Source organism: Amycolatopsis australiensis, from assembly GCF_900119165.1.
Classification (GTDB): domain Bacteria; phylum Actinomycetota; class Actinomycetes; order Mycobacteriales; family Pseudonocardiaceae; genus Amycolatopsis; species Amycolatopsis australiensis.
The window spans coordinates 8,374,084-8,393,872 of record NZ_FPJG01000006.1; the positions used below are offsets into that span (position 1 = coordinate 8,374,084).

Genomic DNA, 19,789 nt, shown 5'->3' on the forward strand with positions numbered 1-19,789 from the left:
GCGGCGGGCTCAGAACGGCGGCGGGTCGTCGCCGAACGGGTCACCGCCGCGCGTCGGCAGGCCCGCGAAGGGATCGGCCTTCTTCGCCGCCGCCGTGGTCGTCGGGACCTGCCCGGCCTCGGAAAGCCGCGTGGCCCAGGCGGGGAACGGGAAGCCGACGGCGATCGGCACCGGGATCTCCGGCTGGCTGACGAACATCGTGCCCGGCGTGGCGAGCGTCGCGCGGACCCGCTGGCTGGCCGGGAGGAAGCCGTATTCGGGACGCGAGGCCTCCGCGGCGTCCAGGCGGCCGACGATCCGGACCGAGCTGTTGCTGACGATCCGGCGTTCGACCTCGCTCGCGGTCTGCTGCGCGCCGATGAGGATGACGCCGAGCGAGCGCCCGCGCTCGGCGATGTCGAGCAGCACCTCCTTGATGGGGCTGCTGCCTTCGCGCGGCGCGTACTTGTTCAGCTCGTCCAGCATGGTGAACAGCAGCCCACCGGGACCGGCCGCTTCCTTGCGCGCGGTCTCCGCGGCGAGCGTGACGCCGACGACGAACCGCTGCGCGCGCTCGACGAGGTTGTGGATGTCCACGACGGTCACCTGCTGGTTCTCCGTCGACAGCTTGCGCGCCGGGTGGTCGGCGAGGTCGCCGCGGATGAGCCCGGACAGGGCGCGCTGGCTGGACCGCAGGCGGCGGATGAAGGCGTTGACCGTGCCCGCGCCGGTGACCGCGCCCGCCCAGCTCGCGCGGGTTTCCTCGTCGGTGACGCGGTCGCAGATGACGTCGATCAGCTCGGCGTAGGTGCGGCAGAGGACGCCGTCGACGTTCGCGGCGCCGTCCTTGCCCGCCGGGGTGCTGTCCAGCCGCAACCGGTTCGCGACCTGGTGGATGACCATCGTGTACTGGTTGCGCTCGTCCTCGGCGTCGGCGAAGACGTACGGCAGCAGGTCGTTCGCGCAGAACTCCGCGATGGTCCACCAGAACGCGCCGACGCCCGAGGTCCGGCCGGTGACGTAAGGCTTCCCCGTGGTGTCCGACGGCGTCGGCGGCGCGTAGAAGCCGACGGACGCGAAGGGCTCCGCGGGCAGGCCCAGCTTGGCGTACTCGGCTTTGAGGTTTTCGTCGAGGTGGACGTTGGGCGTGTCGAGGAACAGCAGGTCCTCGCCCTTGACCGAGAAGACGAGGGCCTTGGCGTTGTGGGCGTTGGGCAGGGCGCCACCGCGGAAGATCGAGTGCAGCAGGAACAACGCGAACGACGTCTTGGTGGCCACGCCGGAGACGCCGCTGATGCTGACGTGCGCGCCGCGGGTGCCGTCGAGGAAGTCCATGTTGAGGTAGACGGGTTCGCCGTCCCGGCCCAGCCCGACCGCCACCTGGCGGGTCATGTTGTCGAAGTACAGCGCCTGCGCGCGGTCCTCCCCCACGGCACGCTCGACGACCGACCCCGGCTTGGGCGGCACGTAGCACTCGGGCTCGACGCGCGTGGTGGCGATCTCGGCGATCTCCTGCACCTGCGCGGGCAGCACGCCGTCGGAGATCAGGAAGACGTCGCTGCCGAAGCTGGCGCCCTCGTGCCGCGCGCTCACCTGCGTGACCACGCCGTAGGAGGTGACTTCGCCGAGGCCGGGCAGTTCCCGCCGGGTCACGACGACGTCGTCGAGCTGCAGATAGGCTTGCGCGTCGATGGCCACGTGGAACTGCAGCGGCGTCGAGTCTTCGGTCCCGGCCACCCGGCCGACCACGGTGGTGAGCGTCTCCTGGTCCACGGTTCTCCCTGTCCGCCCGGGTCTTCCTCCCGCGGCAGACTAGCTCGCCGGTACGACAGTCCCGCGCCCAACACGGCCTTGCGGGCCCTGCGTACCGGAAGCGTCACGGCAGGCCACCGCTGCGCCGAACGAGTGAGTTCACCCTACGGGGAAGATCATTCCGGCCCGGTGGACGGCGCCACCGGTTGCGCCGCAACGACGTCGCCGCGCCCCGGAGAGGGTCGCCCCGGGCGGGCGCGGCGTTACTGCCTTGGCCCCACGGCGATCTCCGCCCGGCGGGCGTCCCGGGACCCTCACCCGGGGGCCGCCGGCGGGCCCGCGATCCCCCGCCGCCGCGCGGGATCGGGCCCGCGTGGCTCCGGCCACACGCCCGCGGGGGCCGCCACCGGCGTGTCGCGCGAAAAAGTCCCCCGGAGGGCCCGGGTCCTATATGGACGACCACTGTGGACGGCTCGGGTACCGGGTTTGGCCTGCTCAGGGCCATGATCGAGGTTCGGGTCCGGTTGCGGGCCGCGTCCGGCGGAGGTCCCTCGGGAGGCGGAACCAGCGGCCTCGCAAGGAAATATTTCGACCCCCGGTTGGATTTTGTGCGGTATTGGTAATACCGTGTGCAGTGTCGGCCGAGATGGGCCGTGACTAGTAGTTCCACTATGGAGGACTGGAATGACGAACAAGGCCCAGCTGATCGAGGCGCTGTCGGAGCGTCTGGGCGACAAGAAGGTGGCTTCGCAGGCCGTTGACGGTCTGGTGGACATCATCATCCGGACGGTCAACAAGGGCGAGAAGGTCAACATCACCGGGTTCGGGGTGTTCGAGAAGCGTGCCCGTGCCGCGCGCACCGCGCGGAACCCGCGTACCGGTGAGGCCGTGAAGGTCAAGAAGACCAACGTGCCCGCGTTCCGGGCCGGCACCACGTTCAAGGACGTCATCTCCGGGACCAAGAAGCTGCCCAAGGCCACGCCGGTCAAGCGGGCCAGCGCCGCCACCAGCACCCGCGCCACCGCCACCAAGACCACCGCCGCGTCGGCCCCGGCCAAGACCACCACGTCGCGGGCGAGCACCACGCGGGCGGCGGCGGCCAAGCCGGCCACCACGCGCTCGACCACCACCCGCACCCGCACCGCGGCGGCGAAGCCGGCGGCCAAGGCCACCACCACCAAGGCCACCACCACCAAGGCGGCCCCGAAGACCACCACGGCCAAGACCACCACGGCCAAGGCCACCACCACCCGGGCGAAGACCACCGCCAAGCCGGCCGCCACCAAGACCGCCGCGGCGAAGAAGACCACCGCCGCCAAAACCCCGGCCAAGCGCACCTCCGCCGCCAAGAAGAAGTAACACCCCGCACAAACTCACCCCCGGAAGGGCCCCGCACCACCACGGTGCGGGGCCCTTCGGCGTCCCCGGGGCCGGAACCGGTCCCGGGCACCCGGGCGTGGAGTGGTGCCGAGCGGCGCTTGGTACGCGCGCCCGGCCGCGGAGTGGCACCCGAGCGCCGTTCGGTGCCTGCGCCGGGCCAGGAGTGGCGTTCGGTGCCATGGCGCCGGGCCATGGAGTGGCGTCGGTGCCTGCGCCCGGCCACGGAGTGGCGCCCGGGCGCCGCTTGATGCCATCCGCCCGGCCCACGCGCCGGAGAGAGCCCTCAGTGCCACCGCCTGGCCACCCAGACCGCCGGAGAACCACTGGAACGACACGCAAGCCCCCAAACACCGCCCAGGCCGTCTCACGGGCACCCAGCGGGCCTTCTCCCGCAAACCCGGCAGAAACCCACACCGGCTCACCTCATCGAGTGCCCACCCGCCGCCGTCTGGCGGGGCCGCCATTTTTTCCCCGGCCGTTAACGGCAACCCGTGAAATACCATTCGGCGCCTTTCCGTCAATCCCGCCGACGGTTGCGCTCGCGCCCGGGCGGGTATCCGAACTTCGACCCGACGACCCTCGGCAAGGAGTGGTGATGACCGCGAACGACAAGCCCGACGACCCCGACGCGGAGCTCGCCCGGTCCCGGCAGCACATCAAGGAAGCGAAGGAAGCCGCCGCCGAGGCGGATCTCGCCGACCCCGCCGAAGGCGACGCCGACCAGGCGCTGGCGACCGACCCGCCCTACCACCACGGCGAACAGGGCACGACGCCGTCCGGGACGTAGCTTCCGGGGCGCTCCGGAAAGCCCGGAGCGTCCTTTCCGGACTCGCGGACCGCGGGGAAGCCACGGGAAATTGCCGTACCGATCCCCGGGTGGATACACTCCACCCAAGAACGTCGGTCATTGTGCAACTTGTCACACGTCACGTTCCCCCTGACGCACATCCAGCTTGAGGAGCATTCCCGTGGCCCAGAAAGTCCTCGTCGAGATCCTGGACGACATCGACGGCAGCACCGCTGCCCAGACCGTTCAGTTCGGCCTCGACGGCGTCACCTACGAAATCGACCTTTCGGAGGAGAACGCCACCGCGCTGCGCGACGAGCTCGCCCGCTACATCGCGGCCGGGCGGCGCATCGGCGGCCGCAAGGTCCGCGTCGCGACGGGCCAGTCGACCACCACCAGCACCACCGACCGCGAGCGCAACCAGCAGATCCGCGCCTGGGCGAACGCGAACGGCTACGAGGTCTCCGAGCGCGGCCGCCTTTCCTCCGAGGTCATCGCGGCGTACGAGCAGGCCCAGGTGGCGGAGCCGGAAGCCCCGGCCGCCGCGCCGCGCAAGCGGTCGCCGCGCAAGAAGGTCGCCGCCGCGAAGAAGTGACGCCGGTGGCGACCGGAACACGGGGGGAGAGAGCAAAGACCCGCCGGCGGCAGGGACGTCCTCGCCGCCGGCGGGTCCAGCCCGCACGAGCGGGCACGGGCACCGCGGCGTGACGACTCCGCCGCACTCCGGCCGCGGATCGTCTCGCGGCCGCGTGACTTTCTCACGACCGGGCGCCGGCCGATTCCTTTCGGCGCCGGGCGAGGTCTCCATAGCCGACCACGCGGTCCGCCGGAACGGCCGGCCGCGCCGAGGCCGAGCCCGGGAGAGCCGATGACCGCCACCATGCGCGCCCTGCAGCAAACGTCGCTGAACGGGCCGGAAGACCTGCGCCTGCGCACCGACGTCCCTGTCCCGAGCCCAGGCCCGGGCGAAGTGCTGGTCCGGGTCGACGCCGCCGGGGTCAACTTCGCCGACATCTCCCAGTCCTACGGCACGTTCCGGGACGGCCCGCGGCCGCCGTACGTGGCCGGTTTCGAGGCCGCCGGCGAGGTCGTGGCGACGGGCGACCCGGCGGCCACACCACAGCCGGGCGCTCGCGTCGTCGGCGTCGGATACGGGGCTTTCGCCGAATACACGGTGCTGCCGGCCGCGACGGCGATGCCGGTCCCGGCCGGCTGGAGCGCCGAGCAGGCGCTGGGCCTCGCCGTGAACTGGCCCACCGCCTTCGCCGCGCTCAAGCCGCTGGGCCGCCTGGCGGCCGGGGAAACCGTGCTGATCCACGCCGCGGCGGGCGCGACCGGGCAGGCCGCGGTCCGCATCGCCAAGCACTACGGCGCGACGGTCATCGGTGTCGCGTCGCCTGGCAAGCACGAAACCGTGCTGGCGCTGGGCGCCGACCACGTCCTGGATCCGCACGGCGAAGACGTCGCCGCCGCGGTACGGGCGCTGACCGGCGGCGCCGACTTGGTACTGGAGTCGGCGGGTGGTGCCTCGTTCGCCGCGAGCCTGGCCGCGGCCAAACCGGTCACCGGCCGGGTCGTCGTCTACGGCTTGGCGGGCGGCGAAGCGTCGCTGACCAACTGGGAGCTGGTGTACCGGTACCAGGTCCACGTCGCCGGTCTCAACATCGGCGTGCTGGCCCAGGCCGCACCGCATGTCTTCGGGGAGGTCACGGCCGAGGTTTCGGCGCTCGTCGCGGCCGGCGTCCTCGCTCCCGCCCGCCCCACCACCTACGACTTGGCCGACGGCCCGAAAGCCCTCGCGGAGCTGGCGGCCAGGACGACCGTCGGCAAGCTGGCGCTGCGGCCCTGACGCCGAAGGAGCAACGCATGCAGGAGCCCACGCCGCGCACCGCGAAGGACGAGTTCGCCGCCGAAACCGAGCGGTTCCGGCGCGAGCTGCTGGCGCACTGCTACCGCATGGCCGGATCGGCGCACGAGGCCGAGGACCTGGTACAGGAAACCTATCTCCGCGCGTGGCGTTCCTACGCGGGCTTCGAAGGCCGCGCGTCGGTCCGGTCCTGGCTCTACGCGATCGCCACGAACGTCTGCCTGACGGCGCTGGCGTCACGCCGGACGCGGGTGCTGCCGTCGGGCTTGCGGGAGCCGTACGACGGGCCCGGCCGCCCGCCGAGCCAGGCCGGACCGGGCGAGGTGTCGTGGCTCGAACCGCTGCCGGACCGGTGGATCGCCGACGACGACCCGGCCGCCGCGGTGGTCGCGCGCGAGTCGCTGAGGCTCGCGCTCGTCGTCAGCCTGCAGCACCTGCCGCCACGCCAGCGCGCGATCCTCATCCTGCGCGACGTGCTGGCGTTCACGGCGCCCGAAACCGCGCGGATCCTGGACACGACGACGACGGCGGTGAAGAGCGGCCTGCAGCGCGCCCGCGCCCGTCTCGAAGAGCTGGGACCGGAGCCCGAGCGCCCGCTGGAACCGTCCGACCCGCGGGCGCGCGCCCTGCTGGAGGACTACATGGCGGCGTTCGAACGCGCCGACGCCCGCCTGCTCGAACAGGTGCTGCGCAAGGACGCCACGCTGGAGGCGACGCCGTTCCGCGACTGGTACGCAGGGCGCGAGAAGTGCATCCGCCTGCTGGAGAACTCCGTGCTGGGCAAGCGGGGAGACTGGCGCATGATCCCCACGACCGCGAACGGCCAATCCGCCGCGGCGGTGTACCACCGTGACACCACGGGCGTGTTCGGCGCTCACGGCATCGTCGTGCTGACCCCGACGGCCACGGGTGTCGCCCGGGTGGTCGAGTTCCACGATCCCGCGCTGGTCGAGACATTCGGCTTCCCGCCGGAAAGACGGGACTGACCCGCGGTTCACCGCCGTCCGTTCCCGCTAACCTCGGGAAGTATGAGGCATTTTCCCGCGCTCGTCGCCGCGGTCCTGCTCGCCGGCTGCTCGGCAGGCACCAGCGGCACACCGTCACCGGCTCCGGCGACAGCCACTCCTCCGCAGCCGAGCGCGCCCCGGGCCGAGCCGCACCGGCTCGAAATCAAGATCGACGGTACGGCCGTGCTCACCTCGCTGACCTACACCATCGACGGGAAGGCGACGGAGGACAAGGACGTCAAGCTGCCGTGGAGCCACACCTTCACCTTCGCGCCCCACACGGGCAAGCACGTCTACGACGTCGTGATGCGATCCACCGGCGGCGAGGTGACGGCGACGGCGACGGTGGACGGGCAGCCCTGGGGCCAGAGCCGCGGCAGCGGCGACGGTGCGTCGACCCAGTCCCTCGACGGCGATTTCAGCGACTGAGCGCGGCGACGAGGAGGCCGATCGACGTCTGTGCGGCATCGGCCGCGACCGGACCGCGGCGGAACTTCGTCCCGGCGCGGAAGCACGGCCACCGCACAGCGCCGTTGGGAGGTGTCGGCCGGCCTGACTCGTGCGTGACGCCGAAGGGCCCCGCACCGTGGTGGTGCGGGGCCCTTCCGGGGGTGAGTTTGTGCGGGGTGTTACTTCTTCTTGGCGGCGGAGGTGCGCTTGGCCGGGGTTTTGGCGGCGGTGGTCTTCTTCGCCGCGGCGGTCTTGGTGGCGGCCGGCTTGGCGGTGGTCTTCGCCCGGGTGGTGGTGGCCTTGGCCGTGGTGGTCTTGGCCGTGGTGGTCTTCGGGGCCGCCTTGGTGGTGGTGGCCTTGGTGGTGGTGGCCTTGGCCGCCGGCTTCGCCGCCGCGGTGCGGGTGCGGGTGGTGGTCGAGCGCGTGGTGGCCGGCTTGGCCGCCGCCGCCCGCGTGGTGCTCGCCCGCGACGTGGTGGTCTTGGCCGGGGCCGACGCGGCGGTGGTCTTGGTGGCGGTGGCGCGGGTGCTGGTGGCGGCGCTGGCCCGCTTGACCGGCGTGGCCTTGGGCAGCTTCTTGGTCCCGGAGATGACGTCCTTGAACGTGGTGCCGGCCCGGAACGCGGGCACGTTGGTCTTCTTGACCTTCACGGCCTCACCGGTACGCGGGTTCCGCGCGGTGCGCGCGGCACGGGCACGCTTCTCGAACACCCCGAACCCGGTGATGTTGACCTTCTCGCCCTTGTTGACCGTCCGGATGATGATGTCCACCAGACCGTCAACGGCCTGCGAAGCCACCTTCTTGTCGCCCAGACGCTCCGACAGCGCCTCGATCAGCTGGGCCTTGTTCGTCATTCCAGTCCTCCATAGTCTGGCCCATCTCGGCCAACGTCGCACAGAGTATTACCAGACGGGCCCGAGATCCAAACCGGAGTGACCTGAACTCTGTTGTGTCGCCAAGGAAGTCGGCTCTGGGCCAGTTAGGACACACCGATGTCGATCAGTTGTTCGATCGCGCGGCGCCGGAAACCGGGCAGGCGCAACGGGTGTGCGAGCCCGAGGGCCTCAGACGGTCTTCTTCGTCCCGCTGTCGATCCGGCTGGGCGACGACGTGGCAGCACATGTCCACCGTGACCTCCCTGTCGACCGTCCCGCTGTGATCAGCGCAGCCGGCGGCCGCGGCCTGCGGGTGAACACGATCTCGCCCGGCGCGGTCCGGACGGCTCTGTGGACGTCGCCCGGCGGGCGGCCAGCACGCTCGAAGAGTTCAAGGACCAGCCGCCGGCCGCTCGGCCGGCGGGAACCCGCCGGCCGGCGTATCGCGCCGACCGGCAGGATTTCCTTGCTTCGCTTGGCCTGCTGGGCTTGCGCCCGGAAGCTCCGTCAAGCGGCGGGCTCGATCGTCAGTTCGTCCGGCTCACCGGCGTGGTGAACGTAGACCCGGACCGGCTCGGCGAGCCATCCCGGCAGCCCGGCCAGAAACTCCTTCGTCTCCGGTGCGCCCATGTGCGCCTGCCGGGCTTCGGCGTCGCGATAGCGTTCGGTGAACACGTACACCTCCGGCTCGCCGAGCGACTGGCCGACGGAATAGCCGACCACACCCGGCTCCGCCACCGCGGCGGCCCTCAGCCGGCGGACGGCCTGCTCGAAGTCGGCGCGTGATCCGGGCCGGATCTTCATCGCGGCCACGAGCACCTCGGTCATGCGGCTTCCTCCCTGCTCGGGTACTGCTCGAAGAAGACGTTGCGCGCCACGGGACGGCGGCCGGGGTGCGGGACCGGGCCGGCCGGGTAGCCGATCGTCACCAGCACCGCGATCGCCAGGTCGTCGCGGTCGCCGAGGCCGATCACCTTCTTGACCTTGGCCGGGTCCCAGCCGTTCATCGGCGCGCTCGCCAGGCCCATGCTCGCCGCGGCGAGCATGACGTACGTGGCCGAGATCATCGCGTTCTTGACCGCGTTCTCCCGCAGCAGGCCCCGCTCGGCCAGATCGTGGAACTCGGCCCGGGAATCGAACATCGCCGCGAACTCCGCGTTCCAGGCACCGGCGTCCGCCGCCCGCTCCGCGACGTCGGCGTGGTCCTCCCGCCACGCTTCGGGCTCGGCGACGAAGACCAGGCACACCGGAGCCTCCGCCGGCTGCGGCTGGCCACCGGCCGCCCACGACAGGCCCTCCCGGCCCGTTTCGCCGGTGACGACGACGATCGAGCGATCCTGCATGTTCCAGGCACTCGGCGCCTCGACGGCCAGCTCGAGCAGCTCCTCCAGCAGCGCCGCCGGCACGGGATCCGGACGGTAGTGGCGGACCGTGCGCCGGGCACGAATCGCGTCGGGCACCGAAAGACGTTGTGAACTCATGGATCTCACTATCGGAGAGTGACGCTCGAACGGGAAGTAGGCACTTTTTGGTGCGCTACACTCCCAGCGTGACCCATTACGTCGAGTCGAGCGGCCTGCCCGCGGACGTCTACTCGGCCAAGTGCCCGACCCGCGAGGTCCTGGACCACATCGCGGGCAAGTGGACGGTGCTGATCGTCGACGCGCTGGCCGAGCGGACGCTCCGCTACACGGAACTGCGGCGCCGGATAGAAGGCATTTCGCAGAAGATGCTGACGCAGACGCTGCGGCAGCTGGAAGCGGACGGGTTCGTCACCCGCACCGCCTATCCGACGGTGCCACCGCAGGTGGAGTACACGCTCACCCCGCTCGGCCACAGCCTGCGGAGCCCGATCGCGGCTTTGCGGGAGTGGGTGGAAGCCCACATCAACGACATCGAACGCGCCCGTCAAAGCCGCTGACGGGTCATCGTGGGCGCTTGAGTCAGAAAGCACACGACAACGCAAAGGCCCGCTTTTGAACAAAAGGAACCCGCGGAATCGTCAAAAGGTGTTGCCGGAAAGTTCCGGAAGAGGCAAGGAGCCGATTGCGGGCGGCCCGTCGTGCGCTCAGACGGTGCGCCTCGCGGCAAGACCGGCAGAGGGGAAGCGCGCGGTGCCGCCTCGAAGCGGCACCACAACGGCTCGCGAACGTGCCCCGAGAGGCAAGCTACCTCACCGAAGGCCACGGCACGCCCTTCCCCGACCGCGTGCACGCTCGGCCGCCTCCGGCGGCGGCACCCAGTCGAAGGGGGCCCGGCGCCCAGTCGAAGCGTCAGCGGGCTCCATGCCCGCGAAGGAGTACCGGACGACCCGGTGCGCCGCCAGAGGACCCTCAAGCGGTCGCGAGGGGTACCTCGTCGGCCGCCCTCGACCGGCCCGGAGCGCTCCCCTGCGGAGCGGCGCGAAGGCACCGCTCCCCAACCAAAAAAGCCCGGCTGACCTGGGTCAGCCGAGCTTGGATGGTACCTGCTGTACCCCCGATGGGATTCGAACCCACGCTACCGGCGTGAGAGGCCGGCGTCCTAGGCCGCTAGACGACGGGGGCTTAGGATCTTTCCCTGGTCTCCCAGGGGCTTTTCTGTTTTTCTTGCTGGAGAGAACTTACCAGAGGCGATTTCTCGCTCCGCAGGGGGGTCACTCTCCGCAGCTGGGGTACCAGGACTCGAACCTAGACTAACTGGACCAGAACCAGTCGTGCTGCCAATTACACCATACCCCAGTGAGGTACGCACCGACCTGACCAGGTCCGGCCGGTTCAGCACCGCACGAGGAGAAATACTAGAGCACGCCGTTCCGGACGCTGAACGCGGGGGTCTCCCTTGCGCGCTGGGCCGGGACGCCGATCGTCGCGTACTCCGAAACCAGCAGCTCAGGCAGCTCCGTCAGGCCGGCCACCCGGTGCACGCCGTCCGGCGTGCGCTCGCCGATGCCGTCGCGGTCCAGCCAGACCGCGCCCAGGCCCGCGTCGCGGGCGCCGATCGCGTCGGTGTCCAGTTTGTCCCCGACGTGGACGGCCTGGGCCGGGGCGCAGCCCAGGCCCAGGCAGACCGTGTGGAACATCACCGGATCGGGTTTCGCCACGCCCAGCTCGCCCGCGATGGCGACGTGGTCGAAGAACGGCGCCAGCCCGAGGTCGGCGATCTTCTTCCGCTGGTGGGCGCCCGAGGCGTTCGTCACGGCCGCCAGCATCAGGCCGGCGGCGCGCAGCCATTCCAGGCAGTCCAGGACGTCGTCGAACAGTTGCCAGGAGTGGTCGAGCAGCTCTCTTCGGCGACGCTCGAACGAGCTCACCTGCTCGGCGTCGGCCAGGATGCCGATCTCGGCGAGGAAACAGCCCGTGCGCCGCTGGTGCATCGTCGCGTAGTCCAGCTCGCCGGCGACGACGAGCGCGACGTGCTCTTCGGTGATCAGGTCCCACAGCGGCCACAGGTCGCCCCGGCCGGTGAGGATGTGGAGGCTGCGGCGGATGGCGGCGGTGCAGTCGATCAGCGTGTCGTCGATGTCCAGGCACACCAGCCGGAGCTCGGGCGGCGCCCAGGGCTCGGACGCCGCCGTTGCGGGCGAGGCGGTTCGCGACGGGGTCCGGGGTGCCAGGGCGAAATCCACCCAGTGAGGCTAGGGCAACCGCCGCGTTCGCGACGCTGCCAAAGAGGTGATTGCCGCTGCCCTGTTCCGGCGCACCGGTTCTACTCCCAGTTGGCGGACCGTCTTCTCCCGGTTACCCGGCCAGTGCGCGGCGCAGCCGTCCCAACGAGACATCGCGGCCGAGCAGTTCCATCGACTCGTACAGCGGCGGCGACACGGTCCGGCCGGTGACGGCGACGCGAACCGGCGCGAAAGCCTTGCGGGGCTTGAGACCCAGACCGTCCACAAGGGCGTCTTTGAGCGCCTGCTCGATGGCCGCGGTCTCCCAGGACGGCAGCTTTTCGAGCGCCTCGACCGCCGCGGTGAGCACCGGCTGCGCCGCCTCGCCGAGGTTCTTGGCCGCGGCGTCCTCTTCCGGCGCGAAAGCGTCCTCGTCGGTGAACAGGAAACGCACCATCGGGGCCGCGTCCGAAAGCACCGTGACGCGCTCCTGCACCAGCGGCGCGATCGCGCTCAGCCGCGCCAGCTGCTCCTCGCTCGGTGATTCCGGAAGGACACCCGCCGTGACGAGGTACGGCGTGACGCGTTTCACGAACTCCGCCGCCGGCAACGCCCGCACGTGGGTGCCGTTGATCGCTTCCGCCTTCTTGAGGTCGAAGCGCGCCGGGTTGGCGCTGACCTTGGTGACGTCGAAGGCGGCGACCATCTCCTCGACGCTGAACACGTCGCGGTCGTCGGCGATCCCCCAGCCGAGCAGCGCGAGGTAGTTCAGCAGGCCCTCACGGATGAAGCCGCGGTCGCGGTAGTTGAACAGGTTCGACGAAGGGTCGCGTTTGGACAGTTTCTTGTTGCCCTCGCCCATCACGTACGGCAGGTGGCCGAAGCGCGGGGTGGACTCCGCCACGCCGATCCGCTCCAGCGCGGCGTAGAGCGCGAGCTGGCGGGGCGTCGACGGCAGCAGGTCCTCGCCGCGCAGGACGTGCGTGATCTTCATCAACGCGTCGTCGACCGGGTTGGTCAGCGTGTACAGCGGTTCGCCGTTGGCCCGCACCAGCACCGGGTCCGGGATCGTGCCCGCCGGGAAGCTGATGTCGCCGCGCACCAGGTCGGTCCAGCCGAGGTCGGTGTCGGGCATGCGCAGCCGCAGCACCGGCGCGCGGCCTTCCGCCCGGTAGGCGGCGCGCTGGGCGTCGGTGAGGTCGCGGTCGAAGTTGTCGTAGCCGAGCTTCGGGTCCAGGCCGGCCGCCTTGCGCCGCGCCTCGACCTCCTCGTTGGTCGAGTACGCCTCGTACAGCTCGCCCGCCTCGAGCAGCTTCGCGGCGACGTCGGCGTAGATCTCGCGCCGCTCGCTCTGCCGGTACGGCCCGTACGGGCCGCCGACCTCGGGGCCCTCGTCCCAGTCGATGCCCAGCCAGCGCAGGCCGTCGAGCAGCTGCTCGTAGGACTCCTGCGAGTCGCGGGCGGCGTCGGTGTCTTCGATCCGGAAGACCAGCTGCCCCTGGTTGTGCCGGGCGAAGGCCCAGTTGAACAGCGCCGTGCGGATCAGCCCGACGTGCGGGGTGCCGGTCGGCGAAGGACAGAAGCGCGCGCGAACCACCGATGTCTCACTCATAGCCCGATCAGCGTATCCGCCGCCACATCGCTTGACGTCACGGACCGGCCGGGTGCATTCTCACTTTATTCAACAAGCGATGAATAGGTGGGGAGATGGTCGAGATGACCGAGCGCACGGGCTGCGTCGTCATCGGTGGCGGGCCGGCCGGCATGGTCGCGGGGCTCCTGCTGGCCCGGGCCGGCGTCGAGGTGACGGTGCTGGAGAAGCACGCCGACTTCCTGCGCGACTTCCGCGGCGACACCGTGCACCCGTCGACGCTCACACTGCTCGACGAGCTGGGCCTCGGCGAGAAGTTCCACGCGCTGCCGCACAGCGAGCTGCGCTCGGCGGGGTTCCCGACCGAGGACGGCGAGATGATGAAGCTGGCCGACTTCTCGTGGCTGAAGGTGCCGCACCCCTACATCGCGATGGTGCCGCAGTGGGACTTCCTCGACCTGCTCGCCGAGAGCGCCCGCAAGGAGCCGACGTTCGTGCTGCGGATGGAGACGGAGGTGACCGGGCTGGTCCGCGAGCACGGCCGGGTCGACGGCGTCACCTACCGCACGGCCGGCGGCGAAACCGGCGAACTGCGCGCCGACCTGGTGATCGCCGCCGACGGCCGGTGGTCGCAGGCCCGCCGCGAGGCCGGCCTGGTGCCGCGGGAGTACGACTGCCCGTTCGACGTCTGGTGGTTCCGGCTCTCGCGCCGCGAGGACGAGGAAGGCGGCATGCTGCTGCCGAAGATGCGGGACCGCCGCTTCGCTGTCCCGCTGCCCCGGCCGGGCTACTACCAGATCGCCTACCTCGCGCCGAAAGGCGCCGATCTGCGCCGCGAGGGCATCGAGGCGTTCCGGGAGAACGTCGCGCAGATCTGCCCGGAGTTCCGGGACCGCGTCGGCGAGCTGCGGTCGATGGACGACGTGAAGTTCCTCGACGTGCGGCTCAACCTGCTGCGCAAATGGCACGTCGACGGGCTGCTGTGCGTCGGCGACGCGGCGCACGCGATGTCCCCGATCGGGGGTGTCGGCATCAACCTCGCGGTGCAGGACGCGGTCGCGGCGGCGACGCTGCTGGCCGAGCCGCTGCGGCGCGGCCGTCCGCCGGCGGCCGCACTGGCGAAGGTCCGGGCACGGCGGCTGGCGGCGACGCTGCTGGTGCAGGGCCTGCAGCGGCTGCTGCACCGCGGTGTCGTCCGCGCGGTCATGGCGGGCAGGCGCAACGGCCCGCCGGCGCCGATGATCAAGCTGTTCGCGCGCTTCCCGCGGCTATCGGCCGTCCCCGCCCGGCTGCTCGGCCTCGGGCTGCGGCCGGAGCACGCCCCGGCGTTCGCCCGGCGGCCGATGGAGCCGGCCGGGCGCTAGCCGCCGTCACCGGGACTCGACCCGCTCGCGCAAGCGCTCCAGCAGTCCCCGACCCAACGGCCGCCCCACGCGACGCAGCACCGGGGCGGCCGTCCGGGTGCCCGGCCCGCGCAGCGCGCCGAGGAACGCGAACCGCGTCCCGCCGCCGCCGGGAACCGCCGCCATCCCGCCGGTCACCCTGCTGCCCTGCATGACGCACCAGCCAGGGCGCAGCACGACGTCGAAGGTGTCCCGCAGCCCGAAGCGGCCCGTGAGGTCGGCGACGACGTGCTCCCCCGCGCGCCGGGAGACCCGCACCGACCGCACGTTCCGCAGCAGCCGCGGCCACTCCCCCTCCAGGTCCGCGGCCACCGCCCAGACGTCGTCGAACGGCGCGTCCACCACCGTCTCGGCGAAGAACGCGCCCGGCAGCGCCGCCGCCAGCACCGCCAGGCGGCGGACGTCGTCCAGCTCGGCGACCGGCCAGCTCATCGGGCCCACTCCTTCCGGAAACTCCGCCGCGCCCGGAACAGGCGCGACTTCACGGTGCCCGCCGGCACCGCGAGCAGCTCGGCCACGGCCTGCTCGTCCAGGCCTTCGACGTCGCGCAGGACGAGGATCGCCCGGTGTTCCGGGGCCAGCCGGTCGAGCACGTCGCGGATGTCGACGCCCAGCTCGACGTCGACGGCGGCCGGGACGTCGGCCGCTTCGGCCGGCACCGCCCGCCGCGCCCGCCGGGCGACGCGCACCGCCTCGCGGACCGCGATCGCCCGTGCCCAGCCGAACACCGCGGCCGGCTCGGTCAGCGCGCCCAGGTTGCGGAAGATCGCGATCAGAGCCTCCTGGGTGGCGTCGGCACCGTCGTCGAGCGCGATCGGGCCGCACAGCCTGCCGATGTACGGCGTGAGCAGCCCGAGCAGCTCCTGCATCGCGAGCGCGTCGCCGCGCTGGGCGGCGCGCACGAGCTCCGTCCGGTCCATGCGCCTCCTCGTCCTCCGCCCGGGTAGAGGCCGGCGCCGGCGGAAAGGTTCCCGGGAACTTCGTCACCTTTTCCGCGGGAACCCCGGGCGCCCCGCGGCTCCTCTCCCCGGCGTGAACCCGAGAGACGATCCCTTTCCCGCCGTCGGCGGCGTGACCCACCGGTACGTGCAGGCCGGCGCCGTCCGGCTGCACGTCGCCGAGGCCGGGTCCGGTCCACCCGTGCTGCTGCTGCACAGCTTTCCCCAGCACTGGTACGCCTGGCGCCGGGTGATCCCCGGTCTCGCCGCCGGGTACCGCGTGCTCTGCCCGGACTTCCGCGGGGCCGGCTGGTCGGCGGCGCCACCGGACGGCTACGACACCGCCACCCGCGCGGACGACCTGCTCGCCCTGCTCGACGCGCTCGGCTTGGCCGAGGTTTCGCTCGTTTCGCACGGCTGGGGCGCGTGGACGGCGTTCGCGCTGTGCCTGCGTGCGCCCGGGCGCGTCCGCGCGCATCTCGCGCTCAACATGACCCATCCTTGGCCGGCGCGGCGGGCGCTGCGCCGCGCCGCGTGGCGCTTCTGGCACACGGCGCTGTGGGAACTTCCGCTGCTCGGGCCCGCCGTCCTGCGGCACTGGCCGGGGCTGACGCGGTTCTTGCTCCGCCGGTGGGGCGCGGACCGCGGCGCGGCCACGGAGTACGCGGAGCGCGCCCGCCGTCCGACGCTGGCCCGGGCCGGGCAGCAGCTGAACTGGCAGTTCGTGGTGCACGACCTGCCCAAGCTGCGCCGTCCGGGCGCGGACCGGCCCGGGATGCCGACCGAGATCCTGGCCGGTGGCCGGGACGTGCTCGTGCCGCCGGCGCTGCTGGGCGGCGTCCTGCCGGTGCGGGTGCTGGAGGACTGCGGGCACCTGATCCCGGAGCAGCGCCCGGACGCCGTCGTCGCCGCGGCCCGGGCGCTGTTCGGCCGCGGTTAGACGTCCTCGACGGGGTTGGTCAGGGTGCCGATGCCTTCGACGGTGATCGAGACGCTCTGGCCGCCCTCGATCGGGCCGACGCCTTCCGGGGTGCCGGTGAGGATGACGTCGCCGGGCAGCAGCGTCATCACGCGCGAGACGAACTCGACCAGCTCGGGGATCTTGTGGACCAGATCCGAGGTGCGGGCGTCCTGCTTGAGCTCGCCGTCGACCTCGGCCTTCAGCGACAGGTCGGACGGGTCGACCGCGGTCTCGATCCACGGGCCGAGCGGGCAGAACGTGTCGAAGCCCTTCGCGCGGCCCCACTGGCCGTCGGACTTCTGCAGGTCGCGGGCGCTGACGTCGTTGGCGATCGTGTAGCCGAGGATGACGCTCGCGGCACGCGACGCGGGCACGTTCTTCACCGGCTGCCCGATGACGACGGCCAGCTCGCCCTCGAAGTCGACGCGCCCGACGTCCGACGGGCGGCGGATCGGCGCGTTCGGGCCGATGACCGTCGTGGACGGCTTGACGAACAGCATCGGCGCGCCGGGCACGTCGTGGCCGAACTCGGCCGCGTGCTTGGCGTAGTTGCGGCCGACGGCGATCACCTTGGACGGCAGGATGGGCGCGAGCAGCCGCACGTCGGCCAGTGGCCACCGCTTGCCGGTGAAGTTCGGCTGGCCGAAGGGGTGCTCGGCGATTTCGAGGACCTGGGCGTCGGCACCGTCGCCTTCGATCGAGGCGAACGCGACACCACCGGGATGAGCAATACGGGCTAGGCGCACGCGGATCAGTCTACGTCCGCCGCTGGGCTGCCGGGGGTTCCGGGTGGCGGGGCCCCCGGTCCGGACCGGAGGCCCGGCGCCACGGTGGTGCTCTTGTGGACGAGCGCATCGCACAGCGCCAGCCAGCTGGCCTCGACGATGTTCCCGTGCACGCCGACGGTGGTCCACTCGCGTTCGCCGTCGGTGCTCTGGACCAGCACGCGCGTCACCGCGTCGGTGCCCGGGTGGCCCTGGAGGATGCGCACCTTGTAGTCGGCGAGCTCCACACTGTCCAACCAGGACAGGTGCGGCGAGAGCGCCTTCCGCAGGGCGGCGTCGAGGGCGTGCACCGGGCCGATGCCCTCGGCGGTGGCGATGACCCGCTGGCCGCCGACGTGCACCTTGACCGTCGCCTCGGCGACGACCTCGGCGTCGGCGCGGTGGTCGAGGACCACGCGGTAGGACTCGAGCTCGAACGGCGCCTCGGCCGGCACGTCGGCTTCCTGGCGCAGCAGCAGCTCGAGGGAGGCGTCGGCGGCCTCGAAGGACCAGCCTTCGGATTCGAGGCGCTTGACCTTGGTGATGGCGCTGGTGAGGGCTTCGGGCCGGCCGGCAAGGTCGACCCCGAGCTCACGTCCCTTGAGCTCGAGGCTGGCCCTGCCGGCCATCTCGGTGACCAGTACCCGCATGTCGTTGCCGACGGAAGACGGATCGATGTGGTTGTACAGCAACGGATCCACCTTGATCGCGCTCGCGTGCAGTCCCGCCTTGTGGGCGAAGGCCGACGCCCCTACGTAGGCCTGGTGGGTGTAGGGGGCGATGTTCGCGATTTCGGCAAGGGCATGGGAGACCCGGGTGAGCTCGGCGGCGCCTCCGGTCGGGAGGACGTCGAGGCCGAGCTTGGTCACGAGGTTCCCGGTCACGGCGAACAGGTCGGCGTTGCCGGCCCGTTCCCCGTAACCGTTGGCGGTGCACTGGACGTGCGTCACGCCGGCCTGCACCGCGGCGACGGAGTTCGCCACGGCGCAGGAAGTGTCGTCCTGACAGTGGATTCCGAGCCGGAACCCGGTCTTTTCCTTGATGGTGCGGACGGTTTCGGCGAGGCCGAGCGGAAGCTGGCCACCGTTGGTGTCGCAGAGCACGAGGACGTCGGCACCCGCGTGCGCGGCGGCGTCGAGGATCCTCAGGGAGGTCTCGGGCGAATACGCGTAGCCGTCGAAGAAGTGCTCGGCGTCGAGGAAGACGCGACGGCCTTCCTTGGTCAGGAATTCGACGGTGTCCTTGACCATCGCGCAGGCTTCGTCGACGTCGACGCGGAGGGCGCGTTCGATGTGCCGCAGGTCGGATTTCGCGACGAGGGTGACAACGGGAGCTTCGCTGTCGAGCAGGGCCTGCACCTGCGGATCGGCCTCGGCGGTGGTGCCGGCCTTGCGGGTGGCCCCGAAGGCGACGAGCGCGGCGTGCTTCAGCTGCAGCTCGCCCTTCGCGGCGCGGGCGAAGAACTCGGTGTCCTTGGGAAGAGCCCCGGGCCAGCCGCCTTCGATGAACCCGACGCCGAGCTCGTCCAGCAGCCGCGCGACGGCGAGCTTGTCCTGGACGGAGTAGGAGATGCCCTCCCGCTGCGCACCGTCGCGCAGGGTGGTGTCGTAGAGGTGGAAGGCATCGCCGAGCGGAGTATCGGCGGGCTCCTGGCGGGTCACGGGCGTCTCCTAGCGTTTCGGGGCAACAAAAAAACCTCCCGCAGGGTGCGAGAGGTTGCGCGCCGGGGGCTCTTGTGGAGCTAGCGTCCGGCGCGCTCGTCGATAATGATCGCGAAGCTGGTCATGGTCGCATCATGCCACAGGGAGCCGACGGAAGTCCACAAGCTGGGTCAAGCTCCCACGATCCGGGAACACGCCTCGGCGTCCGGTCGCATTGGCGGCGTGGCGCGCCCGCGATCATCGCGTTTCGCAGCGCCGCCCCCACAGACCAGACCCCGCCGCCCCCACAGACCAGACCCCGCCGCTCCCTGGGGGCTGACCCCGGTCCAGTCTATCGGCGCCTGCCGACAAAACCGGCTGAGAAGCCATCCGGCGGCCGAGATATCCACATCTCGGTGCAGCTGTGGACAACGCCGCGATAGTCGGCGTTCGCGGACGCTGACACGGATGGTGGTCTACGGCTCCGGCCGCGGCTCAGCGGGCCTCCACGGTACGGGCGGCAGCCCGACGAACCCGTTACGGCCCGGGTAGGCGCAAACTCCGACGCGCCCAGCGGGACCTCTTGCGGCGGCGGGAGTGAACCGCTCGGCCGCCGCCCCTTACGCCCTCCACGGCGCCAGCCGCGGCTCAGCGCAGCCTCCGCACCCCTCGTGGCGGCAGCCGCCCAGTAGCGCCCGACCGCAGCCCGACGCACCGTCCACGGCTCCGGCCGCAACTCCAACGCGCCCAGCGGGACCTCTTGCGGAGCGGGAGTGAACCGCTCGCGCCCCGCACGGCTCCGGCCACAA

At 71.5% G+C, this 19,789-nt stretch carries 19 protein-coding genes and 2 tRNA genes; 9 read left to right on the forward strand and 12 right to left on the reverse strand.

Translation table 11 applies throughout. From position 1 onward, the window contains the following. Positions 1-9: 9 nt before the first annotated feature. Entirely contained in the window at positions 10-1,752 is a 1,743-nt protein-coding gene (locus BT341_RS39950) for an ATP-binding protein (RefSeq protein WP_072481160.1), read from the reverse strand. Between the two features lie 663 nt (positions 1,753-2,415). Here BT341_RS39950 and BT341_RS39955 point away from each other — a divergent pair. The 6 genes from BT341_RS39955 to BT341_RS39980 all read left to right on the forward strand — a co-directional run bounded on the left by BT341_RS39955 (position 2,416) and on the right by BT341_RS39980 (position 7,201). Next, positions 2,416-3,090, forward strand: coding sequence for an HU family DNA-binding protein (locus BT341_RS39955; protein ID WP_072481161.1), 675 nt, complete (start codon positions 2,416-2,418; stop codon positions 3,088-3,090). A gap of 616 nt (positions 3,091-3,706) precedes the next feature. Beyond that, positions 3,707-3,898, forward strand: coding sequence for a hypothetical protein (locus tag BT341_RS39960; protein WP_072481162.1), 192 nt, complete (start codon positions 3,707-3,709; stop codon positions 3,896-3,898). 181 nt (positions 3,899-4,079) lie between these two features. Beyond that, the gene (locus BT341_RS39965) at positions 4,080-4,493 is read left to right on the forward strand and encodes a histone-like nucleoid-structuring protein Lsr2 (protein ID WP_072481163.1); all 414 of its coding nucleotides are present in this window, start codon (positions 4,080-4,082) and stop codon (positions 4,491-4,493) included. Between the two features lie 273 nt (positions 4,494-4,766). Then, positions 4,767-5,747, forward strand: coding sequence for a zinc-binding dehydrogenase (locus BT341_RS39970; RefSeq protein ID WP_072481164.1), 981 nt, complete (start codon positions 4,767-4,769; stop codon positions 5,745-5,747). After that, on the forward strand, positions 5,744-6,751 hold the full coding sequence (locus tag BT341_RS39975; RefSeq protein ID WP_281256044.1) for a sigma-70 family RNA polymerase sigma factor: 1,008 nt from the start codon (positions 5,744-5,746) through the stop codon (positions 6,749-6,751). Before BT341_RS39970 ends, BT341_RS39975 begins: the two co-directional genes overlap by 4 nt. 42 nt (positions 6,752-6,793) lie before the next feature. Further along, positions 6,794-7,201 (forward strand): hypothetical protein, encoded by a 408-nt coding sequence (locus BT341_RS39980; protein WP_072481166.1) that lies wholly within the window; start codon positions 6,794-6,796, stop codon positions 7,199-7,201. A 200-nt stretch (positions 7,202-7,401) separates the two neighbouring features. On the opposite strand, the gene BT341_RS39985 is transcribed toward BT341_RS39980, so the two are convergent. The 3 genes from BT341_RS39985 to BT341_RS39995 all read right to left on the reverse strand — a co-directional run bounded on the left by BT341_RS39985 (position 7,402) and on the right by BT341_RS39995 (position 9,578). Next, the gene (locus tag BT341_RS39985) at positions 7,402-8,076 is read right to left on the reverse strand and encodes an HU family DNA-binding protein (protein WP_072481161.1); all 675 of its coding nucleotides are present in this window, start codon (positions 8,074-8,076) and stop codon (positions 7,402-7,404) included. 528 nt (positions 8,077-8,604) lie between these two features. Further along, positions 8,605-8,925 (reverse strand): putative quinol monooxygenase, encoded by a 321-nt coding sequence (locus BT341_RS39990; protein ID WP_072481167.1) that lies wholly within the window; start codon positions 8,923-8,925, stop codon positions 8,605-8,607. After that, entirely contained in the window at positions 8,922-9,578 is a 657-nt protein-coding gene (locus tag BT341_RS39995; protein ID WP_072481168.1) for a nitroreductase family protein, read from the reverse strand. The genes BT341_RS39990 and BT341_RS39995 overlap by 4 nt, the downstream gene beginning before the upstream one ends. Positions 9,579-9,646: 68 nt before the next feature. Here BT341_RS39995 and BT341_RS40000 point away from each other — a divergent pair, with 68 nt between their 5' ends. Further along, a complete protein-coding gene (locus BT341_RS40000; protein WP_072481169.1) occupies positions 9,647-10,018 on the forward strand; it encodes a winged helix-turn-helix transcriptional regulator in 372 nt (123 codons plus the stop codon). A 552-nt stretch (positions 10,019-10,570) separates the two neighbouring features. Here the strand turns inward: BT341_RS40000 and BT341_RS40005 are convergent. The 4 genes from BT341_RS40005 to gltX all read right to left on the reverse strand — a co-directional run bounded on the left by BT341_RS40005 (position 10,571) and on the right by gltX (position 13,295). Continuing rightward, positions 10,571-10,643, reverse strand: a tRNA-Glu gene (locus BT341_RS40005). Between the two features lie 102 nt (positions 10,644-10,745). After that, a tRNA-Gln gene (locus BT341_RS40010) sits at positions 10,746-10,817 on the reverse strand. Between the two features lie 59 nt (positions 10,818-10,876). Continuing rightward, positions 10,877-11,611, reverse strand: coding sequence for an HAD family hydrolase (locus tag BT341_RS40015; RefSeq protein WP_072481170.1), 735 nt, complete (start codon positions 11,609-11,611; stop codon positions 10,877-10,879). Positions 11,612-11,816: 205 nt separating this feature from the next. Next, positions 11,817-13,295 (reverse strand): glutamate--tRNA ligase, encoded by a 1,479-nt coding sequence (gene gltX, locus BT341_RS40020; protein WP_072481171.1) that lies wholly within the window; start codon positions 13,293-13,295, stop codon positions 11,817-11,819. Positions 13,296-13,399: 104 nt separating this feature from the next. On the opposite strand from gltX, the gene BT341_RS40025 reads away from it, so the two are divergent. Beyond that, positions 13,400-14,638 (forward strand): FAD-dependent oxidoreductase, encoded by a 1,239-nt coding sequence (locus BT341_RS40025; protein ID WP_072482438.1) that lies wholly within the window; start codon positions 13,400-13,402, stop codon positions 14,636-14,638. Positions 14,639-14,644: 6 nt separating this feature from the next. Here BT341_RS40025 and BT341_RS40030 read toward each other — a convergent pair whose 3' ends face one another. Together BT341_RS40030 and BT341_RS40035 are read right to left on the reverse strand one after the other, a co-directional pair. Beyond that, positions 14,645-15,109 carry an SRPBCC family protein gene (locus BT341_RS40030; protein ID WP_072481172.1) on the reverse strand — a complete coding sequence of 155 codons (465 nt, stop codon included), beginning with the start codon at positions 15,107-15,109 and terminating at the stop codon, positions 14,645-14,647. Next, complete coding sequence (locus BT341_RS40035; RefSeq protein ID WP_072481173.1) at positions 15,106-15,597, reverse strand: RNA polymerase sigma factor; 492 nt, start codon at positions 15,595-15,597, stop codon at positions 15,106-15,108. The genes BT341_RS40030 and BT341_RS40035 overlap by 4 nt, the downstream gene beginning before the upstream one ends. 112 nt (positions 15,598-15,709) lie before the next feature. Between BT341_RS40035 and BT341_RS40040 the strand changes: the two genes are divergently transcribed. Then, on the forward strand, positions 15,710-16,555 hold the full coding sequence (locus BT341_RS40040; RefSeq protein ID WP_072481174.1) for an alpha/beta fold hydrolase: 846 nt from the start codon (positions 15,710-15,712) through the stop codon (positions 16,553-16,555). Here BT341_RS40040 and BT341_RS40045 read toward each other — a convergent pair. Together BT341_RS40045 and cimA are read right to left on the reverse strand one after the other, a co-directional pair. Beyond that, positions 16,552-17,322 (reverse strand): fumarylacetoacetate hydrolase family protein, encoded by a 771-nt coding sequence (locus BT341_RS40045; protein WP_072481175.1) that lies wholly within the window; start codon positions 17,320-17,322, stop codon positions 16,552-16,554. The genes BT341_RS40040 and BT341_RS40045 overlap by 4 nt on opposite strands. A 5-nt stretch (positions 17,323-17,327) precedes the next feature. Then, positions 17,328-19,001 (reverse strand): citramalate synthase, encoded by a 1,674-nt coding sequence (gene cimA / locus BT341_RS40050; protein WP_072481176.1) that lies wholly within the window; start codon positions 18,999-19,001, stop codon positions 17,328-17,330. Positions 19,002-19,789: the final 788 nt, after the last annotated feature.

Coding starts and splice junctions, on each gene's coding strand:
- BT341_RS39955 (WP_072481161.1), top strand. CDS start 2,416: ATGACGAACAAGGCCCAGCTGATCGAGGCGCTGTCGGAGCGTCTGGGC.
- BT341_RS39960 (WP_072481162.1), top strand. CDS start 3,707: ATGACCGCGAACGACAAGCCCGACGACCCCGACGCGGAGCTCGCCCGG.
- BT341_RS39970 (WP_072481164.1), top strand. CDS start 4,767: ATGACCGCCACCATGCGCGCCCTGCAGCAAACGTCGCTGAACGGGCCG.
- BT341_RS39980 (WP_072481166.1), top strand. CDS start 6,794: ATGAGGCATTTTCCCGCGCTCGTCGCCGCGGTCCTGCTCGCCGGCTGC.
- BT341_RS39985 (WP_072481161.1), bottom strand. CDS start 8,076: ATGACGAACAAGGCCCAGCTGATCGAGGCGCTGTCGGAGCGTCTGGGC.
- BT341_RS39990 (WP_072481167.1), bottom strand. CDS start 8,925: ATGACCGAGGTGCTCGTGGCCGCGATGAAGATCCGGCCCGGATCACGC.
- BT341_RS39995 (WP_072481168.1), bottom strand. CDS start 9,578: ATGAGTTCACAACGTCTTTCGGTGCCCGACGCGATTCGTGCCCGGCGC.
- gltX (WP_072481171.1), bottom strand. CDS start 13,295: ATGAGTGAGACATCGGTGGTTCGCGCGCGCTTCTGTCCTTCGCCGACC.
- BT341_RS40025 (WP_072482438.1), top strand. CDS start 13,400: ATGACCGAGCGCACGGGCTGCGTCGTCATCGGTGGCGGGCCGGCCGGC.
- BT341_RS40030 (WP_072481172.1), bottom strand. CDS start 15,109: ATGAGCTGGCCGGTCGCCGAGCTGGACGACGTCCGCCGCCTGGCGGTG.
- BT341_RS40035 (WP_072481173.1), bottom strand. CDS start 15,597: ATGGACCGGACGGAGCTCGTGCGCGCCGCCCAGCGCGGCGACGCGCTC.